Below are 19347 nucleotides of genomic sequence, written 5' to 3' on the forward strand. Positions count from 1 at the left end.
GAACGCCGCTAATAACCGGGCAAACGCGCTGTTTTCACAAATACCTTATCAGGATACTCTGATCAAAGTCGCTGCGTACAGTATCTTTCGACCTGTTCCACAGTGCTTTCAGTACAGGATACTCTGATCAAAACCGCTTCCCTCAGCGCGTCACGTTCGTGCGTAAAGGATTCATGATCGCATTGTTGAAACCAGCAGAAAACACTGTAGATTCGGTACGTTGTGGACGTGACGCGCCCTTCGGGAGACTGCGAGGGGTGCGCTGGCTGTGTCATTCCTCATTACGTGGGGCCTGCCACGCTTCTTCGTCATTCCTTGCCAGCGCACCCCTCGCAGTCTCTGAGGTTTGAGGACTTAATCAGAGTATCCTGCAAAAAATCCAGCAAAAAACCTGCCTGTTCCATGCACAGCGCCCCCCGCTTCCTCGTGCCCCTCTTCCTTGTTGCGGCTTTTTCGCTCGTCACCAGCGGCAGCGCCGACGCCCAAGGGTGGAGCGTCACGGAAGTACAATATCAGGTGGGCTCCGCACTCGAGGAGCACGCCGTGAGCCCCACCGGAACACAGCACCTGATCACATTCCAGCATGCCAGCGGCTGGAGTCTTGGCGAGAATTTTTTCTTTGTGGATATGGCGTGCTGCAAAGGCGCCGGGGGCGCTAACCGGGATATATATATGGAATGGTATCCATTCCTCAGCCTCGGGGCGCTCACGGGGCACGAAATTGCATGGGGGCCCATCCGGGGCGTAGGTCCGCTGGGAGGAATAAACTGGGGAGCGCAAGGAAAGGTACTGAAGATCACACCCGGGTTCCGGCTGCAACTGGATCTGCCTGGCTTCGCCTTCGCAAACCTCGACTATGTGTATCTCGTGGATCGCAGTGCAGGACTCACCGAAGGCGGCGCACCCAAAGACGACAACAGCCACCTCATCGATTTCAACTGGGCGCTGCCGTTCAATATCGGCGGCGGCGCATTCTCCCTGGAAGGACATGCCGAGTGGCAAAGCAGCCGGAATACCGAAGTCGGTGATGCGCCGTACTGGATCCTGATGCAACCCCAGCTACGCCTCGATGTCGGCAAGGCGCTCGCCGGAAGCCCGGGACGCTTTTTTGCAGGAACCGAAATGCATATCTGGATCAACAAGTTCGGCTTCGAGGACGCCGACGAGGTCATTCCCCAGTTTCTCGCGGTATTTCGTTTTTAGGCTCTGTTACCACTATGCAGCAATGCTCTGTTCCGTCAGGCACGGCGTCAATCAAGGCGCGAGGAGTGAAGTTTGGTGGTTCCAAATGAGCGACGAGCAACGAAGAGTGACGCCGTGACCGGCGGAACCCGAAGGGCGGGGCCTGTTTTCCCCGTCAGCGGACATCCTCCCGGATCCACTTCATAAAGGACACGGCGAGGATAACCAGAATCGCCATCAACGGGATGGATACCAGGATCGAGGACGCCTTCAAAGCATCTATGCTCTGCTGTCCCCCTGCGAACATCAACGCAAGAGACACGCACGCCAGTACAATGGCCCAGAAAATGCGATGCCACCTGGCCGGCTCGACAACCCTTCCTTGCTCTTTCGTGGCCACCGCAGCCAGCACATAGGCCGCGGAGTCCAGGGTGGTCGCCCCGAAAATGAAAGCCAGCGCAACAAAAAGCGCCACGAGGGGCGCGGCAACCGGGAGCACCCGCCCGCCTACTGCGGCAATGGTTGCTATGATCGCCTCGGGCGCCTGACCGATTGCCACCATCTCCGTCAGGTTTTGCGATCCCTCCAGATCGAAAAACATACCGGTGTTGCCGAGCACGCCGAAAACGAGCCAGCATCCCAGCGACCCGGCAATCATCTCGCCCAGAATCACTTCGCGGATGGTGCGCCCCCTCGATATGCGGGCGATGAAGAGCCCCATGAACGGCGCATACGCCACCCACCAGGCCCAGTAAAAAATGGTCCATTCTTCGGCAAAGGTGGCGCCGGACTCCGCAGAGGCCACGCCGGACGCCGCAATCGCACTGCCGGCCTTGGCAACCGAATCGGCATAGAAACTCATCTTGATGAAATTCTGAAATATCAGTCCGACGCTATGCGTGAAGGAATCGATAATGAACATCGTCGGACCAAACACGAACACAAACGCCATCAGCGCAGTGACCAGCCAGACATTGATGTCGCTCAGGACCTTGATCCCCCTTTTCAACCCGGAATAGACACTGAATCCAAACAGGGCGCTCCAGATCACTATGACGAAGGCGTCGAGCAGGAAGGTGCGCTCGAGGCCGAACAGGTCTGCAATACCTGCGGAAATGAGGGGCGTGCTGAGCCCTATAGAAGTCCCCACCCCGCCGAGCAGGCCCAGAATGAACACGATGTCGATGATCTTGCCCGGCAGGCCCGCAGCCGCCCGGGCGCCGATCGCCCCTTCGCACGCCGCCGAAAGACGCAGCACGGGCCGCCCCCGGTTCCAGTACAGATACCCGAGAGGAAGTACCGGCACAGTATAGATGGCCCAGGCGAGCGGCCCCCAATGGAACATGCCATAGGCGGCGGCCCACTCTATGGCTTCCTTGGACCGGGGCTCGATATCGAACGGGGGTTCCGTGTAGTAATAGGCCCATTCGATCGTGCCCCAATAGATGACACTGGCCCCGATGCCGGCGCAAAACAGCATGGCGCCCCAGCTGAACAACGAAAATTCCGGCGGGCTGTCGGGACCGCCGAATCGGACACGTCCGTATTTCCCCAGAGCCACGTAGAGCAGAAAACCGAAGACGACCACGAAAAACCACAGATGCAGCCATCCGAGGGTCCGGGTCATCCAGTTCATGGCGTTGCCCAGCACCTCAGCGCCGCCGGACGGAAACATAATCAGCGGGACGATCAGGCAAAGAACCCCGCCGAAGGTAACCCAGAAAATGACCTTCTCTATCTTTGGCCCTTGCACAGGGATATCCCTTCTTTCCTTGCCATACTTTCCGGAATCGGGGCAAATCCGGTCATGACCTTACCTGCCGCCGAGCGCAATCGCGTTGGATAATATACGGAATGCGCCCGGGACCCCGTACGGCACCTGGCGGTGAAGCGCCAGCGAAAGGTAGCTGTAGTGCCCTGACCCCACTTCCGAGGCCAGCCATATGCCCTGCTGCGGCGCCTGCCCGGTATCCTGTGTTTCCACGAGCGGGGTATAGGCAGCATCCCACTCCGTGAAGAACTTGGAGCCCCGCTGCTCGATCCAGTGGTCGAAATCGGCCAGGGTAATCGCGTTGGGCGTGGTCAGGAGGGGATGATCCGGCGCAAGAATACGCACGGGAGAATCCTGTTCGGAGACTTCCTGCGCCCCCCGGGGCAATTCGGCAGGATGCGCCGCCATGTCGTTCGGCACGAACTCCTGGGTCTGATACAGGATGATCAGGTTGCCGCCCGCCGCCGCATAATCCAGCAGGCGCCGGTTATGCTCTACAAGGTCCTGCCGCACGGCATACGCCCGCGTCCCTACAACGATGGTATCGAAGTGATCCAGAGAACCGCTCGCCAGATCCCCCTCGCCAAGCAGTTGCACAGAGGCGCCGAGGTTTTCGATCGCAGCGGGCACCTCGTCACCCACGCCCATGACGTACCCCACCTGCATGCCGTCCAGCCGGGCGACCGGCACGGAGAGGATGGTGATTTCCGCCGGCATCCGGAGACGGGCAAGCGGCAAATCCCGATGCTCGATGACCTGGTAGCCATTCCGGTATTGCCGGCGGTCTTCCCCTTCCCCGGATTCGGCCATGGCCTGGATCGTTGCTTCACCGGACCAGTCCGCAGGAGGCTGTACCATGAAACGCGCCTCGACGACTTCGCCCTGGTTCCCGAACGCATGCTGTATGGAAGCCGGATCGCTCGTCCAGCCCTCAGGCAGTTCGATGGCTATGTCCGCAACCACTGAATCCGCAATAGCCTCGACGCGCACGAGCACCGGAACCGCCTCCACCGCCCCGATATCCTCCATGTCCATCGGAAGGACATGTACACGCGGACTGATCGAAACGGACAAATCGGGAAGAATTTCCACCCGGCGGGCAAGGAAACCGAAAGGTAAGCGGGATACGTATCCGGTGACAGGCATCGTCCGCACGATCTCCACCCCGTCCACCTCCAGAAGCACCTGCACGGACAAGGCCATGGGGCGCCAGGGCAAGTGCATCGCCGAAGAAGGCTCCAGAATCCGATACATATTTTCGGTGGGGCTGCTGCGCTCGAAATACGGGCCGTCGAAGAGCGGATCCCCCGATCCGACCCTGGCCACGAGCTCCACCTCGTTTCCGGCCCCTTCGTCCGACCGGGCCAATTCGGCAACGCCTCCCTTGTCCCGCTCAAGAACCAGCACTTCGCGCACCGCAATACGATCAGGCAGTTCGCTCTCCACAGCGACGGCAATAGCGGCTTCCTGATTTCTCACCAGCGAAGCGCCCAATGCCTGATCGGCCAGTTCGGCGCGTATGCGCACGCCCGCTGCGGCTATGATCGCATCTTCGAATTGCTGCGCCTTCACGGACAATTCAAAGGCCGTTTCCGGAAGATCCGCCGCAGCCTCGATGGTGGAGCGCACCAGGCCCAGGCCGCGTACGAGTTCGGAAACCACCTGCTCCGGCGCCAGAAAATCGAAATCCTGCATCACCCCGTCGATCAGGGTCTGAAGTTCGGCAAGGGATGAAGCAACCTCGAGAGACGCCTCTTCCCCTACAAGCGCCGGAAACCCGGGCAGACTCGTATCGATTCCCTCAAAAAAGGTGTCGGATACCCGGTTCTCCGCATCGCTGGCCGAGTCGCCGAGCAGTTCATAGCGGTACGTACGGCCTCCCCAGTTCCGGAACCGCCCCGATGTCTGGGAACGCTGGAGACTCAGGCCATAGCGCCCATAGTCTCCGTACGAGACGCCGAGAAGCGGGCTGTATGCCGTGGCGTCCAGAACCACATGGTGCGGCTCGTCGTCAGCGGCCCCGCCCCGGAAAAGCAGCGGAACGGACCAGGAGCGGAGCCCTTCTTCCGAAATCTGTTCCGGGAAGCGGTTGGGGTCGGCTGCGGCAGCTACCGCCTGGGGGGTAAGCACCCCGGAAGCCTGGTGGTGTCCATGTCCGTCCCGTAAGCCGGCATAGAACCGGGAAACGACAGCAATCGGACGATTCAGGCGAATGACCCGCACGATGTCCTCCAGTACGACTTCGGGGTCCCAGCTACTCATCGCTTCGTCCAGCGTCTTGGAATACCCGTAATCGACAGCGCGGGTAAAGTATAAATCGTCCAGGCCGTAATACCGGCCCGACAGTACCAGTTCCCGTGTTCGAATCAACCCCAGCGCATCGAACAGTTCCGAGCCGATGGCATTGGCGCCCGCTTCACCTCTGTTGATGCTCAACTCGGACGTGCGTGCGCCCCATGCCCGGGAAGACAAGGCAAGCATGCCCGCGTGTTCGTCGTCGGGATGGGCCAGCACATGAAGCAACGAAGCGGTCGTGCCCAGTTTGTTGATGCGATGCCAGGCGCCAGGCGCTCCCTGATCAGACGGTAAAACCTCGCCTGAAACGGGAGACGGAAACGCCAGCACACGATCAGGAGCCGACTGGCCTGTAGCAGGATGGGCCGTCAGGATGAACACAAAGGCGGCAAGCAAAGAAATGGAGCAGGAACTGTGGAAGAAGCGCATGACGGTTATAAGGAGTGGCTTTGCAGGAAAAGGGCAGTATCGCAAATAATCAAAAAATGGCGTGAGGCGCAAGAAAAATGCGACCGGCAGAGACCGGCATGGCTTCTATACCCGGCAGGGCCGTTGATCGTTCGCTGCCCTGCCCGTATCTTCGTATACGCCATCCCTCCTGAAAACAACGCTGCATATTCAGCGAGCATTCGACGCATTCATGACCGATCGCACCTCTCCTTCCCGATTCCTCACGCTACGATTCGGCGCGCTCTGCGCGTTCGTGCTTGCGGCGGCGCTGTTGCGCTTTCTCCCTCACCCTCCCAATGTCGCTCCCATAGGCGCCATGGCGCTGTTTGGAGGCGCGCTCTTCGCCAGAAAGGGGGTGGCCGTCGCCATGGTCTTCACCGCCATGCTTATCAGCGATATTCTCCTGGGCTTTCAGCCGGTGCCTATTGTGTATTTCGCCTTCGCAGGAGTGGTGGGCATCGGATTTCTGTTGCGCAAAAACCGCAGTCCGTGGCGGATCGCGGGGGCTTCCGTAACCGGGTCCGTACTTTTCTTTATCGTGACGAATTTCGGTGTCTGGGCGGGCGGCGCATTATTCCCGCAGTCGATGTACCCGCAAACCTTCGAGGGGCTCATAGCATGCTACGTCGCCGCGATCCCCTACTTCCACAATACCCTCCTCGGAGACGCGTTATTCACGGCCGTGCTCTTCGGCGGATTCGCCTTCGCGGAAAAGAGATTTCCTGCGCTGCGGACCGGTTGAAGAGGTTCCTGCTCATGGAATGGGCGTCGCGGGTTTCCACCCCCACTTCAAGGCCGTCATCATGACGAAAGCCTTATTGCCGCTAATCGTTAACGCAACCCTCTCGGTGTGTGTACAGGCGCAATCCGGAGAAGCCATTTATCAAATCGTTGAAACCGAAGACTACGCGCTCAAGGTTGAAAAAGTGATTACCGAAGGATTAAATGGGCCGTGGGCTATCGATTTTGTTGACCAGAACCTGGCCTACATCACCGGCTATCAAGGGGAACTCTACAGGATGGCGGATGGCAAACCGGATGAGCAATCCATTGCCGGGCTGCCTCAAACATATGCGTATGATGCGGCTGGCGGGATGATGGGCCTTGCAGTAGATCCTGACTATTCGGACAATGGCTGGATTTATATCGCGCTGAGTCACAATCCGGACAACGCTACGGACAGGACGGCTCCGGGTATGACGAAAGTCGTGCGGGGCAAAATAAGCGGCCATGAATGGGTCGAAGAGCAAACCCTGTTTCAGGTTCACGACTCCCTGCTGGTAAGCGGTGGAGCGCGCTGGGGTAGCCGGGTCATATTTGATGACCAGGGCTATCTGTATTTCACCATTGGCGATATGGAGCGAAGTATACAGGAAAGTAATAACCCGCAACTATTGGCAAGGCCGGAAGGAAAAATTTATCGAATCCGTCCGGATGGTTCTATACCGGAAGATAATCCCTTGTATGGCCGGCATGATGTGCTGCAGGCCATCTACGCCTGGGGTACTCGAAATGTACAAGGCCTGGCGCAGCACCCTGAAACGGGTGATATATACTTTACGGATCATGGCCCGCAAGGAGGTGATGAACTGAACATATTATGGAATGGAGCCAATTACGGGTGGCCGGTGATTACCTACGGCATCAATTATGACGGCAGCACCATCACAGACCAGACCCGGAAAGAGGGGATGGAACAACCGATCACCTATTGGACCCCCTCTATTGCCGTGAGTGCTACAGCATTTGTAACGGGAGACCGGTTTCCGGCATGGCGGAATGATCTGCTTGTGACAGCACTCCGAGCTGAAGAAGTAAGGCGCCTGGTCGTTGAAGAGGGACGAGTTGTGAAACAGGAAATTTTGCTAAAGGGCCATGGCCGCGTCCGGGACATCGCCATGGGGCCGGATGGAGCCATCTATGTGCTTACTAACGCTCCTGATGAACTGCTGCGGATTACGCCGCAATGATTGTAGCCCATCCGTGCCCGGCGCGCGCATCGCCGCACACCCCCGCAACCAACACGGTATAACGGTGCGGATAAATCCCCTCTCTCCTTCCTCAATACGAATAAATCACGCTTGCGCTCCAGAGAAACGTGTCACCGGGGACGTCGGTGCGGAAGGCTCTGTTGATCATGGCCGACAGGGAAAACGGAAAACCCCTTTTGGCCAATACGGCGCTCGGGGAAAAATACGCCCCCTCCTTTTCGTCTATTCTCAGGTAGTAGACTTGCGAGTTTAAGGTGACGGTCCATTCGTCGAGCACTGCAATATTGGATAGTCGGGTCGTGAATCTGATAAAATGCATGTTTCGAAAGGTGGATTCTTCGATACCGCGCGAATACAGATAGTGCATTCCTGCATTCAGATTTTTCGCAAGGGAATAATCAGATAGGACCTGCCCGCCTATGAATCGCCGGGCTTCGATGGCGTCCCGCTGGACATCGTCTTCCGTGACGGACGACGTGATGAAGGAAAGCACCGGGCTGAGCACGACGCCAAGCCGAAACCTCTCGGTTTGCAGCATTCGGTAGCGCAACCGGAATAAAAAGGCCCAGGGTTTCCCTCTTGTGGAAAATTGAAGCCGCGGCTCGAACGCCAATTTTCTCTTTCCGACGCTCAAGTTAAAAATAACGGCAGGCTTACCGAGGGTGAAGCTGGGTATGTGGGAAACGCCTTTGTGGGTAAGACCGACCGTCCCTGTGAAGGCTTTCCTCTCCTGCCCGATCTCTTGAGCAAACGCAAAACGGGCAGGTATCGTTAACGAAAGGAACAGGATCGCGCCCGTGATCAGATAGGTGGGTTTCATTTTCTTCTCAGGAGACGAAGGGACACCCCCTGTAAAGATAGGCAACCGGGACCAGCTTTCCAGTTTAGAGCACAAGCTCCTTACACATGAACAGCATATCTATTCGACGCATTTTTTGCGGTGAATATCCGTGTAAGCCCTCTTCTTCATGAGCGGGACAACTATTTACCGCATTTTTTGCGGCGAATATTTAGACAGGTTTCTTGCACATGGGCTACATGACTATTCTCCGCGTCTTTTGCGGTGAATAGCTACACAAAGCCCCTTGCGTCCGGGTAGCACACCGTGCAAAACAGCCTATTGCTGTAAAATCTGAACTACAAGCTGCGCCAATACGCCTGCGGCTGACGGCTGCGCCAAAAACCCGAATTTTTTCCTACATTAATTTTTCATTCTATTCCCCACCCCCACCCCCCACTATCATGAATCGCCGCCATTTTCTGTACCGCATGGGAGGCGCCGCTGTCGGCGGCCTGACACTGAGCAGCCTGGGCCTTCCGGCAAAAAGCATGGGCCTCCTGCGCCCCGGAGTCTCCGGCGTCCAAATTGGAGCTATTTCCTACAGCTTTCGAGAAATTCCCGCCAGCGCCGAGCAAATCCTCGAATACATGGTCGAACTCGGTCTCGATACGATCGAACTCATGGGTCAGCCGGCGGAGGAATTCGCCGGTGGGCCGGCAGGGCCGACGTGGCCTCTCAACTGGAGCGAATTGAGCGAGGATGAACGCGACGTTTTCAGAGCCGAACGGGCCGCGGCAGACAGAGACGCCGCCGAATGGCGCTTGTCGGCCCCTATGGACAAGTTCGAAGCCCTCGGCAAGATGTACCGCGACGCCGGGGTCCATATCGACATTCTCAAACTGGGCAGGCCGGTGTGGTCCGACGGGGAACTCGACTACGCCTTCCGGGCAGCCCGGGCGGTGGGCGCACGCGGCATCTCGTTCGGAATCTCGAATGAAGCCGGCGAACGAATAGGGCCTTTCGCCACGAAGCACAAGATGGTCACGGGCATGCATAACAATGTCCAGGTGGCCGATGAGGGTTTCAGTTTCGACATTCCGCTCTCCTACTCGCCCTATAACATGCTCAACCTCGACATCGGGCACTACGTGGCGGGCCTGGGAACCTCTCCGATATCGGTGATCAAAAAGTACCACGACCGGATTACGCACCTGCATCTAAAGGATCGGAAAAGTCCGGAAAACGGCGGGGGTAACGTTCCCTGGGGTGAGGGTGACACGCCGATTGCCGAGGTACTCCGGTTTCTCAGGGACGAAGCGTATCCGATTCCGGCATTGATCGAACTGGAATATCCGACACCGGAGGGCTCGACGGTTATGGAGGAGATGAAGAAGTGCGTGGACTACTGTCGAGAGGCGCTTTCCTGAGAGATCGTTGACCGTTTCGTGCTTGTTACAAGACTTCGGCCATAGCGGCAACGCCAAGCGGGGCTTAAACCTGCCGGAAGATTTCGTCTAGGAGGGGAAGAGAAATCACATCCATTGAAGGAGCGTTCTTCGCGGAATCCTCGCAAAGCAGGCTATTGCTGTAAAATCTGAACTACAAGCTGCGCCAATACGCCTGCAATAGCCCCGAAGCCCAACCCCATTATCCAGCGAAGAAGGGCATTGTTTTGCTCCGTCAGGTCGGCATGGAGTTTGCCCATTTCGGCCCATACGGAACCTATTTCGACGCCTATTTCGGATCGCAGGGAACCTATTTCGGCGCGTACGGAACCTATTTCGACGCCTATTTCGGATCGTAGGGAACCTATTTCGGATCGTACGGCGCCTATTTCGGATCGTACGGCGCCTATTTCGGCGCGTACGAAATCTTCCGAAGCCGCGTACCCCTGCCCGTTACGGATAGCTCTTGCTATCGCTTCGGCCGGGCGCTGTTCAAGGCCCGCTTCCACAAGAGCGTGTGCGGTGGCAAGGGTATCGATCATGGCTTTGGAAAAGGTTCAAGAATTAATATGCCGTTTTCGGCGCTCTGTTTCAAGCGTACCCGCATTGTTTCCATGAAAGGTCAAAATGGAAAAAGCGCCTTGCAACGTCCCCCATCCGGGCGATTTTTCTCTGGCGGTCTCCCTTATTGCATGCCGGCCCGGTTCCGCACATATAGACACATAGCCCGTCAAAATATAACCCTGGCTACCAGCGGCTGACGGCTGCGCCAAAACCCAAATTTTTTCCTACATTAATTTTTCATCCTATTCCCCACCCCCACCCCCCACTACCATGAATCGCCGCCATTTTCTGTACCGCATGGGAGGCGCCGCCGTCGGCGGCCTGACACTGAGCAGCCTGGGCTTTTCAGCAAAAAGCATGGGCCTCCTGCACCCCGGAACCTCCGGCGTACAAATTGGAGCTATTTCCTACAGCTTTCGTCAGATTCCCGCCAGCGCCGAGGAAATTCTCAGCTACATGGTTGAACTCGGCCTCAATATGGTCGAACTCATAGGCAGCCCCGCGGAAGAGTTCGCGGGCGGCCCGGCAGCACCGCCGTTTCCCCGCAACTGGCGGGAGTTGAGCGAAGAAGAGCGGGCCGAACTCAGGGCCGAGCGAGAAGCTGCGGACAAAGACGCCGCCGAATGGCGCTTGTCGGCCCCTATGGACAAGTTCGAAGCCCTCGGAAAGATGTATCGTGACGCCGGGGTCGATATCGACATTCTCAAGCTGGGCAATCCGGGGTGGTCCGACGGGGAGATCGACTACGCCTTCCGGGCTGCTCGGGCAGTGGGCGCGCGCGGCATCTCGTTCGAAATCTCGAATGAAGCCGGCGAGCGAATGGGACCTTTCGCCACGAAGCACGAGCTGGTCACGGGCATGCATAACCATACCCAGGTGGCCGATGAGGATTTCAGTTTCGACATTCCGCTTTCCTACTCGCCCTACAACATGCTCAATCTCGACATCGGGCACTACGTGGCGGGGCTGGGCACCTCTCCGATCCCGGTGATCCAACAGTACCACGACCGGATTACGCACCTGCATCTGAAGGATCGGAAAAGCCCGGAAAACGGCGGAGATAACGTGCCCTGGGGCGAAGGCGACACGCCGATCGCCGAGGTGCTCCAGTTGCTCCGGGACGAAGCGTATCCGATTCCGGCAATGATCGAACTGGAATACCCCATCCCGGAAGGCTCGACAGTCATGGAGGAAATGAAGAAGTGCGTAGCCTACTGCCGGGAGGCGCTTTCCTGAGGGTTTTTTTCCGGGGATTTCGGCAAGGCAAAGACTGTTATATGGCTAAGGTATCCCGTAAGGTATGGCTCGGCGTCGCATGGTTGAGCCTGCTCCCGCTTATCGCAACGGCGCAAATCACGGAGCCGCTCCATCTTGAGAGTGGTCTGCTCACAGGCATATCCGGCTCGGATCCGACTGTCCGGGTGTACAAAAGCATCCCCTATGCCGCGCCGCCCGTTGGCGCGCTGCGCTGGCGCGCTCCGGAACCGCCTTCTTCATGGGAAGGAGTTCGCGAGGCGGACGCGTTCGGTCCCGGCTGCATCCAGAATGTGGCGGGATCGCGACCGCCGTGGACCGAAGAGTTCATGCACCAGGGCAGTGTGAGCGAGGACTGCCTGTATCTCAACGTCTGGACGGCGGCGGCAGACGCCAGCGAACGGCGGCCGGTCCTGATGTATATCCACGGCGGCGGCTTCAGCGAAGGATCCGGTTCCGTAGCGGTCTATGATGGAGAAAAGTTGGCAACGAAGGGATTGGTGGTAGTCACCGTCAACTACCGGCTGGGGGTGCTCGGCTTTCTGGCCCATCCGGAACTGACCGCCGGGTCCGGCGGCAATGCTTCGAGCAACTTCGGCCTGTTCGATCTGGTCGCCGCCCTCCAGTGGATAAAAGAGCACATTGCAGCCTTCGGCGGCGATCCGAACAACGTCACGATCGCCGGGCAATCGGCCGGAGCTATGGCGGTATACCTGCTCACGGTCGCTCCGCCTGCCGAAAATCTCTTCCATCGCGCGATCGTACAGAGCGGACCGGGAGGGCTGGCCTCGTTCGGCCTGAGTTCCACGCACACGCTGGCGCGCCCGCTGTCCGAAGCGGAAGACGCTGGCGCCGAATTCGCCACGGCAACAGGCGCATCTTCGCTCCAGGAACTGCGCGAGATGACCGTCGACGAGTTGACCGCCACACCCGCGTCCGGGGGCGGCCCCCTGCGTTTCGGGCCGGTGATGGACGGCTACTTCGTGCCGGACAGCGTCCCCGCGATCTACACTCGGGGAACGCAACACGATGTGCCTATGCTTATGGGCTTTAATGCCGACGAACCGAGCGCCTTCCCCGGGTATGGAAAAGCCACGGTCGAATCGTTTCGCGAGGCAGCGGGCGAACGCTACGGCGAGTCGGCGGAAGCGTTTCTCGCGCTCTATCCGACAAACACGGACGAAGAAGCGGGCCATGCCCAGAAAACCAGCCAGCGCGATCTGGCCGCCGTGGCTCTGGAGTTGCTGGCTGCAGAGCGGGCGCAGACGGCGAAAACAGACCTCTACCTGTATTATTTCGAACGGGGCATACCCTGGCCGGAGCGCCCGGAATTCGGGGCGTTTCACACTGCCGAGGTGCCGTATTTCTTCCACAACCTCGATATGCTGAACCGCCCGTGGGAATCCCTGGATCGGCGCCTCGCCGACACGATGTTGTCGTACTGGGTCCAATTCGCTACCCACGGGAACCCGAACGGCGCGGGCTTACCCGAGTGGCCGGCCTGGAACGGGCAAGACATGCACTTCATGCGTTTGGGCGATCCCGTTGAACCCGGGATGCTGACGGACCAGTCCACACGCGATTTTTTTGAGGCGTATCTTGCAGAGTGAGTAGCATCCTGGACACACTCTTCCCATATCTGAAAACCCGCGGACGAACGATGGACAGACGCCATTTTATCACGTGTGCGGCGGCAGGCGCGCTGGCTCTCGGCCTGCCGGGTGCAGCGTGGCAAACGGGCCCTTCCGCGAATCTGCAAACCCTGGCCCGGCCTGCTTTACTCGACATGCTCGGCGAACGCCGTGTTCGCGACCTTGGAATGCATTATCGAGAGGTGTATCCCGCAGAGTGCGATGTGGATATCCTGCGTGCGGCCATCCTGGGCAGCGATATGCCGGCCCTGACGGATGCCAGAACACTGCACTCTCACCTGGAGGCAACGATCCGAAGCGACTTTGCCGCCGGACGAACGGTTCTTCTCAAGGGATGGGTGCTCTCCGTCACCGAAGCACGCCAGTGCGCTCTCTTCTCGCTCGTCTACTCATAATCGTCATCGGATATGCATACAGATGCCCGAACCCTGGAGGACGGCGCCCTCATTGAAGGCGATCTCTGCATCGTCGGCGCCGGCGCCGCCGGCATCAGCATGGCGATGGAATGGATAGGAACGCCCTACACCGTAATTTTGCTTGAAGGCGGCGGGTTCAACTATGAACCGCAGATGCAGGCCCTCTATGCCGGCAAAAGCATTGGCGATCCGTATAAGGTGCCCCTGGAAGCCGCCCGGCTCCATTACTTTGGCGGCACCACCGGGCACTGGGGCGGCTGGTGTGCGCCCATGGATCCCATCGATTTCAAAAAACGCGACTGGGTGCCCCATAGCGGCTGGCCGTTCCAAAAAGAACATCTCGACCCGTTCTATGAACGTGCACAAGCCTATGTTGAACTGGGGCCTTATGTATACGACGTGGCCGACTATGAAGCCAGGTATCCCTCGTGGAAACGGCTGCCATTCGACGAAGAAAAGATATGGACGAAGATGTGGCAGTTCAGTCCGCCAACACGATTCGGGACGCAGTACCGGGATACGATTATCGATGCGGAAAACCTTCATCTTTACACCTACGCCAACGTCACGGAGATCGAAGCGAACGAGTCGGTACGGGCCGTGGCCGGATTGCGGGCGCAAACCATCGACGGCAAGCGTCACCGTGTCCGGGCCCGGCATTACGTGCTGGCCTGCGGATCGATTCAGAATGCACGGATTCTGCTGGCCTCCAATGCGCAGGCGCCCGCCGGGCTGGGCAATGACCACGATCTGGTGGGACGCTTTTTCATGGAACACTTCGAGATGGGCGGAGCGCAGTTGATCCTGGAAAAGCCGGACCCTATGCCTATGTACGCGTTCCGATTGGGCGGGGAACGGCCGCCCAGTGGAGAACTGGCCCTGGCCGAGCAGGCTCAGCGGAAGCATCGTATTCTCAACGGCACTGCCTCGCTCCGGCCGGGGACCTTTCCCGAAGAGATGAGGAGTTTTTTTCAGAGATTTTCGGACGACGACCTCAGGCAATGGATGCGCAGTGACGAACAGGAAGGGGAACAGCCGCGGCGCCCACCCAACCGACCTGCTGCACCTGACGAGGGACGTCGTGATTATCAACTCCAGTCACGCGCCGAGCAAATGCCTAATCCCGCCTCCCGCGTAGTGCTCAGTACCGAGAAGGATGCGCTGGGAATGCCCTATGCCGATTTGCACTGGAAACTGTCGGAGTTGGACAAAAGGTCGATGCGAATCTTTTTCGAAATGGTGGCGCATGAATTCGGCCGGACCGGGCAGGGGCGGGTTCAAATCCTGGATTGGTTGCTCGAAGACGATACCACCTGGCCATCCTTTCTGGGTGGAGGGTTTCATCACATGGGCACCACGCGCATGCATGATGATCCCAGGCAAGGGGTGCTCGACGCCAACGCAAAGGTACATGGCATCGAGAATCTGTATGTAGCCGGCGCCTCGACTTTCCCGACTTCAGGGGCTCCGAATCCAACGTTGACGTTGATCGCTTTAAGCTTGCGATTGTCGGATCACCTCAAGCATACCATCGGGTAAGGAGGGGGCGCTCCATGATGTGCAGGCGATGGTTGGCAGGTCACCAGAATGGTTACGAACCTCCGGCAGGCGCATTTCCGGTGGAGCCAACGACCGGACTTGAACCGGTGACCTGCTCATTACGAGTGAGCTGCTCTACCAACTGAGCTACGTTGGCCGATTAATAGAGATAATAGATGCGCCGCTTGCGCCTGCGAAACGCGCCCCTCTCACGCATTACCTTCGGACTTGATCCCGGCATGATTCATATTGCCGACCGTCCCTGAGCACCTTCTGGAAAACGCATCAGCCCTCATGAAACGCGATGGGTTTCCGGGCGTTTGCGTGTATCTTGCGTATATTTCGCCCCGTATCCCTGCATTTCATCGGACGTGCCCCTCTCCCCTGCCATAACAGATTGGAGTCCTGCGTCCTGGCGCGAGCGGCCTGCTGCGCAGCAAGCCACGTACCCCGATCAGGCCGCATTGTCCGAAGCGCTGGAGCAAGTACACAGTTTGCCCCCGCTTGTGACATCCTGGGAAATCCATGTGCTCAAGAAACAGATTGCGGAAGCGGCGCAAGGGCGGCGTTTTATCCTTCAGGGCGGCGAATGCGCAGAGCACTTCGACGAATGCAGTGCGCAGATTATCGCCAATCGTCTGAAGGTGCTCCTTCAGATGAGTCTCGTGTTGATCTTCGGGATCCGGACCCGTGTGGTGCGGATAGGCCGCTTTGCGGGCCAGCATGCCAAGCCCCGCTCCGCCGATACGGAGACCCGCAATGGAGTAACGCTCCCAAGCTACCGGGGCGACATCGTGAACGGCGCAGAGTTCACCCCCGAAGCGCGCGAACCGGATCCGAAGCGCATGCTGCGCGCTCATGCGCATTCCGCAATGACGCTGAATCTCGTCCGGGCGCTCATCAATACGGGCTTTGCGGACCTCCACCATCCGGAATACTGGAACCTTGATTTCATCCGCCGCACGCCCCTGGAAAAGGAATACCGGCAGATTCTGGAATCCATTCGCGAGACCGTTTCATTCATTGAAACCGTCTCGGGCAACCCGCTTCACAGTCTGGAGCGCACCCAGTTCTTCACCAGCCACGAAGCATTGCACCTGCCGTACGAAGAAGCCTTTACGCGCAGCGTGCCGCACAATGAAGGCATATTCAATCTGGCGACCCACTTCCCGTGGATCGGCGCCAGAACGTCGGACTACGAGGGAGCGCACATCGAATACGCAAGGGGGCTTGTCAATCCCATCGGCCTGAAAGTCAGCCCCTTCATGTCGCCGGAGGATCTGGTGCGCATCGTACGCATCCTGAATCCCGAAAACGACCCCGGCCGACTCGTGCTCATTCATCGTCTGGGCGCCGGCTGCATTGCCGATCTCCTGCCTTCCCTGATCCGGGCCGTGAAGGCTTCGGGGACGCCCGTGTTGTGGATGAGCGATCCCATGCACGGAAACACCGAGTTGACGGAGACAGGCATCAAGACCCGGCGTTTCGAAAACATCCTGGACGAACTCGAACAGGCATTCGATATCCATGCTGCGGAGGACTCGCATCTCGGCGGCGTACATTTCGAACTCGCGGGAGAAGACGTTACCGAATGCACGGGCGGCGCAGGAGGCCTGGAAGACACGGATCTGGCGCGGGCCTACAAATCGCAAGTGGACCCGCGGCTGAATTATGAACAAGCGCTGGAAATGGCCTTTCTCATCGTGAGAAAGAAAAATCGCATGGAAAACAATTCGGCCCAATGATCGCACCTCTGCCACGGAACGTTTGTATCCTTCTCGGGCTTATCGGGTGCGCGCTATTGTTCATGCCAGACCGTGTCCATGCGCAGCAGTATGCCGCCGTACGCGGATTCGTCACCGCGCTGGACGATGGGCAACCGCTCCAAGGCGTACACGTCATCCTGACCCGGGACGACACCGTGCTTGGCGGGGTAACCGATCCGGACGGAATATACCTGATCGGCCGCGTCCCGGAAGGGCGGTACATACTACAGGCCTCCTTCATCGGATTCGAAACGTTTACGGATACCCTCGATCTCGCGGCGGGCGATTCGCGGCACCTCGACATCGCACTGGCCGGGCAACAAGCCGAAATAGACGAGGTCGTCGTCGAGGCCGAACGGGAAACCGGCGCCGCCCGCGTGACCGCGGGCCAGCAACGAGTGCTTCCGCAGGACATCGAATTGATCCCTTCGCCCAGCGTTTCCGGCGATCTCGTCAACTACCTCGCCGCCCAACCCGGCGTGGTATCCATGGGAGACCGCGGAGGACAGGTCTTCATCCGGGGCGGGGAGCCCTCCCAGAACCTTACGCTGCTCGACGGCATGTACATCTACCAGCCGTTCCACCTGCTGGGGTTCTATTCGGCGTTTCCGTCGGACATCATCAATAACGCGGATATCTACGCAGGCGGATTCGGCGCAGAATTTTCCGGACGTCTTTCCTCCGTGATCGACGTGCAAACGCGCAACGGTAACAAACGAAACTACGAAACGGGCATTGCGCTGACGCCCTTCGTCAATTCCCTCCGGCTCGAGGGACCGCTTGTAGGAAATATTTCATTCCTTGGATCGGCCCGCATCTCGACGCTTGAAGAAGTGGCGTCCCTCTATGTGGCGGACGACCTGCCCTACCGGTTCGGCGACCTGTTCGGCAAGGTCCACATCCCCATCGCACGGAATCACCAGACCTCCGTTTCGTCGGTGCATACGTTCGACCGGGGCACGTTGGCGGAACCGAATCTCTTCAGTTCCAATAACGAGATTCGCTGGAAAAACACCGCGCTCGGCGTGCGGCACCTCGTGCTCCCCAGAGCGCTTCCCATCCTCGGCGAAGCCATGTTTTCCTGGTCGCGCCTCCAGACGGAATTCGGGCCGAGCGAAGAACCGTCGCGAACCACCGATGTGGACAATTACAACCTCGAGGTCAATTTCACCAACTTCGGGCAACGCGTCGAAGTGGGATGGGGATTCTTCGTGCGCAATGTGGAACTCACGGCGGACCTCGGAGGAACCTACCAGAATATCGTGGACAATTTTGTCCGCTCGACCAATGCAGGCGGCTGGGCGGAACCGGAATTCGACTTTGGAAACGGCCTCCGGCTGCGGGCCGGCGCCGTCGCGCAGTTTTTCGGCAATTCAGGCTTCTTCGTGGAGCCGCGTATCCGGGGCGTCTTCGAACGGGGCAGGCACCAGTGGAGCATGGCCGGCGGTATCTACCGGCAAAACATCATCGGATTAAGCGACCGGCGCGACGCCGCCAGTATCTTTACGGCTTGGGCAGAGGCGCCGACCGGAGAAGTTCCGTTTGCGCTGCACGGCCTTGCCGGATACCGGATCACACTGTCTTCGTCGCTCGAAATCTCGGCGGAAGCATTCTACAAGAATCTCCGCAACCTGTTTATTGCGGAATGGACCTCCTTCCCTCGTTTCACGACGCGGCTTCAGCCGGCGGACGGCCAGGTCGGGGGTATGGATCTGCGGGTGGAGTTCCGCCGCCCCAACTTCTACGCCTTCCTCAACTACGGCTACTCCTCGACCCGGTACGACGCTATGCAGGAATCACTGCCTGTATGGTTCGGCACCGACCGGCTCTCCTTCCGCCCGCCGCACGACCGGCGCCACCAGTTCAACCTGATCCTGAGCGGTTCCGTATACGGATTCGACATGAGCGCCCGCTGGAATATCGGATCGGGTCTTCCCTATACCCGGGTCCGTGCTTTCGACGGATTCATCCTGATGGACGGGGTGGTGGATGTGGAAAGGATCCAGGGCTTTCCGCGCGTGATCTATGATCGGCCCTTCGAAGGCGTGCTCCCTGCATACCACCGGCTCGATGTAACGATCGAGCGGCAAATGTCCGCAGGTTCGGCGGACATCACCGTACAGATCGGCGCCATCAACACCTACAACCGGCCCAATCTTTTTGCTCTGGATCTTTTCACCCTGCAAAGAACCGACCAGCTCCCCTTCGTTCCCACCGCGGGCATCGAGATCGAATTCTGAT

Annotated in this window: 14 protein-coding genes and 1 tRNA gene; 10 read left to right on the forward strand and 5 right to left on the reverse strand. The window is 58.6% G+C overall.

Going from position 1 to position 19347, the window contains the following annotated elements:
• The first annotated feature begins 402 nt into the window (after window positions 1-402).
• Entirely contained in the window at window positions 403-1203 is an 801-nt protein-coding gene (locus F4Y00_06945; protein ID MYE04689.1) for a nucleoside-binding protein, read from the forward strand.
• Window positions 1204-1357: 154 nt separating this feature from the next.
• Here the strand turns inward: F4Y00_06945 and F4Y00_06950 are convergent, their stop codons facing one another.
• Window positions 1358-2983 carry a BCCT family transporter gene (locus F4Y00_06950; GenBank protein ID MYE04690.1) on the reverse strand — a complete coding sequence of 542 codons (1626 nt, stop codon included), beginning with the start codon at window positions 2981-2983 and terminating at the stop codon, window positions 1358-1360.
• A 12-nt stretch (window positions 2984-2995) separates the two neighbouring features.
• Window positions 2996-5677 (reverse strand): PIG-L family deacetylase, encoded by a 2682-nt coding sequence (locus F4Y00_06955; GenBank protein ID MYE04691.1) that lies wholly within the window; start codon window positions 5675-5677, stop codon window positions 2996-2998.
• A 274-nt stretch (window positions 5678-5951) separates the two neighbouring features.
• Between F4Y00_06955 and F4Y00_06960 the strand changes: the two genes are divergently transcribed.
• Both F4Y00_06960 and F4Y00_06965 read left to right on the forward strand, forming a co-directional pair.
• The gene (locus F4Y00_06960) at window positions 5952-6440 is read left to right on the forward strand and encodes a hypothetical protein (protein MYE04692.1); all 489 of its coding nucleotides are present in this window, start codon (window positions 5952-5954) and stop codon (window positions 6438-6440) included.
• A gap of 19 nt (window positions 6441-6459) precedes the next feature.
• Window positions 6460-7668, forward strand: a complete 1209-nt coding sequence (locus F4Y00_06965; GenBank protein ID MYE04693.1) for a PQQ-dependent sugar dehydrogenase — start codon at window positions 6460-6462, stop codon at window positions 7666-7668.
• Between the two features lie 91 nt (window positions 7669-7759).
• Here the strand turns inward: F4Y00_06965 and F4Y00_06970 are convergent, their stop codons facing one another.
• Window positions 7760-8509, reverse strand: a complete 750-nt coding sequence (locus tag F4Y00_06970) for a hypothetical protein (GenBank protein ID MYE04694.1) — start codon at window positions 8507-8509, stop codon at window positions 7760-7762.
• 422 nt (window positions 8510-8931) lie between these two features.
• Here F4Y00_06970 and F4Y00_06975 point away from each other — a divergent pair, with 422 nt between their 5' ends.
• Window positions 8932-9897, forward strand: coding sequence for a sugar phosphate isomerase/epimerase (locus F4Y00_06975; GenBank protein ID MYE04695.1), 966 nt, complete (start codon window positions 8932-8934; stop codon window positions 9895-9897).
• A gap of 152 nt (window positions 9898-10049) precedes the next feature.
• On the opposite strand, the gene F4Y00_06980 is transcribed toward F4Y00_06975, so the two are convergent.
• Entirely contained in the window at window positions 10050-10457 is a 408-nt protein-coding gene (locus tag F4Y00_06980; protein MYE04696.1) for a hypothetical protein, read from the reverse strand.
• Window positions 10458-10749: 292 nt separating this feature from the next.
• On the opposite strand from F4Y00_06980, the gene F4Y00_06985 reads away from it, so the two are divergent.
• Genes F4Y00_06985 through F4Y00_07000 form a run of 4 tightly spaced genes read left to right on the forward strand, consistent with a single transcriptional unit; the run spans window position 10750 to window position 15340 of the window.
• A complete protein-coding gene (locus F4Y00_06985) occupies window positions 10750-11715 on the forward strand; it encodes a sugar phosphate isomerase/epimerase (protein ID MYE04697.1) in 966 nt (321 codons plus the stop codon).
• A gap of 41 nt (window positions 11716-11756) precedes the next feature.
• Window positions 11757-13343: a carboxylesterase family protein gene (locus F4Y00_06990; GenBank protein ID MYE04698.1), complete on the forward strand. Its 1587-nt coding sequence runs from the start codon at window positions 11757-11759 to the stop codon at window positions 13341-13343.
• A 50-nt stretch (window positions 13344-13393) separates the two neighbouring features.
• Window positions 13394-13780 (forward strand): hypothetical protein, encoded by a 387-nt coding sequence (locus F4Y00_06995; GenBank protein ID MYE04699.1) that lies wholly within the window; start codon window positions 13394-13396, stop codon window positions 13778-13780.
• Window positions 13781-13792: 12 nt separating this feature from the next.
• The gene (locus tag F4Y00_07000; GenBank protein MYE04700.1) at window positions 13793-15340 is read left to right on the forward strand and encodes a GMC family oxidoreductase; all 1548 of its coding nucleotides are present in this window, start codon (window positions 13793-13795) and stop codon (window positions 15338-15340) included.
• A gap of 81 nt (window positions 15341-15421) precedes the next feature.
• Here the strand turns inward: F4Y00_07000 and F4Y00_07005 are convergent.
• A tRNA-Thr gene (locus F4Y00_07005) sits at window positions 15422-15497 on the reverse strand.
• A 202-nt stretch (window positions 15498-15699) separates the two neighbouring features.
• Between F4Y00_07005 and F4Y00_07010 the strand changes: the two genes are divergently transcribed.
• A complete protein-coding gene (locus F4Y00_07010; protein MYE04701.1) occupies window positions 15700-17085 on the forward strand; it encodes a 3-deoxy-7-phosphoheptulonate synthase class II in 1386 nt (461 codons plus the stop codon).
• Complete coding sequence (locus tag F4Y00_07015; protein MYE04702.1) at window positions 17082-19346, forward strand: TonB-dependent receptor plug domain-containing protein; 2265 nt, start codon at window positions 17082-17084, stop codon at window positions 19344-19346. The genes F4Y00_07010 and F4Y00_07015 overlap by 4 nt, the downstream gene beginning before the upstream one ends.
• Window position 19347 lies beyond the last annotated feature (1 nt).

The organism is Bacteroidetes bacterium SB0662_bin_6 (genome assembly GCA_009839485.1).
GTDB lineage: Bacteria > Bacteroidota > Rhodothermia > Rhodothermales > VXPQ01 > VXPQ01.

What these genes read in the sequence shown, in the direction of transcription:
- F4Y00_06980 (MYE04696.1), bottom strand. Translation starts at nt 10,457, where the DNA reads ATGATCGATACCCTTGCCACCGCACACGCTCTTGTGGAAGCGGGCCTT.
- F4Y00_06970 (MYE04694.1), bottom strand. Translation starts at nt 8,509, where the DNA reads ATGAAACCCACCTATCTGATCACGGGCGCGATCCTGTTCCTTTCGTTA.
- F4Y00_06945 (MYE04689.1), top strand. Translation starts at nt 403, where the DNA reads ATGCACAGCGCCCCCCGCTTCCTCGTGCCCCTCTTCCTTGTTGCGGCT.
- F4Y00_06955 (MYE04691.1), bottom strand. Translation starts at nt 5,677, where the DNA reads ATGCGCTTCTTCCACAGTTCCTGCTCCATTTCTTTGCTTGCCGCCTTT.
- F4Y00_06995 (MYE04699.1), top strand. Translation starts at nt 13,394, where the DNA reads ATGGACAGACGCCATTTTATCACGTGTGCGGCGGCAGGCGCGCTGGCT.
- F4Y00_07015 (MYE04702.1), top strand. Translation starts at nt 17,082, where the DNA reads ATGATCGCACCTCTGCCACGGAACGTTTGTATCCTTCTCGGGCTTATC.
- F4Y00_06990 (MYE04698.1), top strand. Translation starts at nt 11,757, where the DNA reads ATGGCTAAGGTATCCCGTAAGGTATGGCTCGGCGTCGCATGGTTGAGC.
- F4Y00_06985 (MYE04697.1), top strand. Translation starts at nt 10,750, where the DNA reads ATGAATCGCCGCCATTTTCTGTACCGCATGGGAGGCGCCGCCGTCGGC.
- F4Y00_06965 (MYE04693.1), top strand. Translation starts at nt 6,460, where the DNA reads ATGGGCGTCGCGGGTTTCCACCCCCACTTCAAGGCCGTCATCATGACG.
- F4Y00_06975 (MYE04695.1), top strand. Translation starts at nt 8,932, where the DNA reads ATGAATCGCCGCCATTTTCTGTACCGCATGGGAGGCGCCGCTGTCGGC.
- F4Y00_07000 (MYE04700.1), top strand. Translation starts at nt 13,793, where the DNA reads ATGCATACAGATGCCCGAACCCTGGAGGACGGCGCCCTCATTGAAGGC.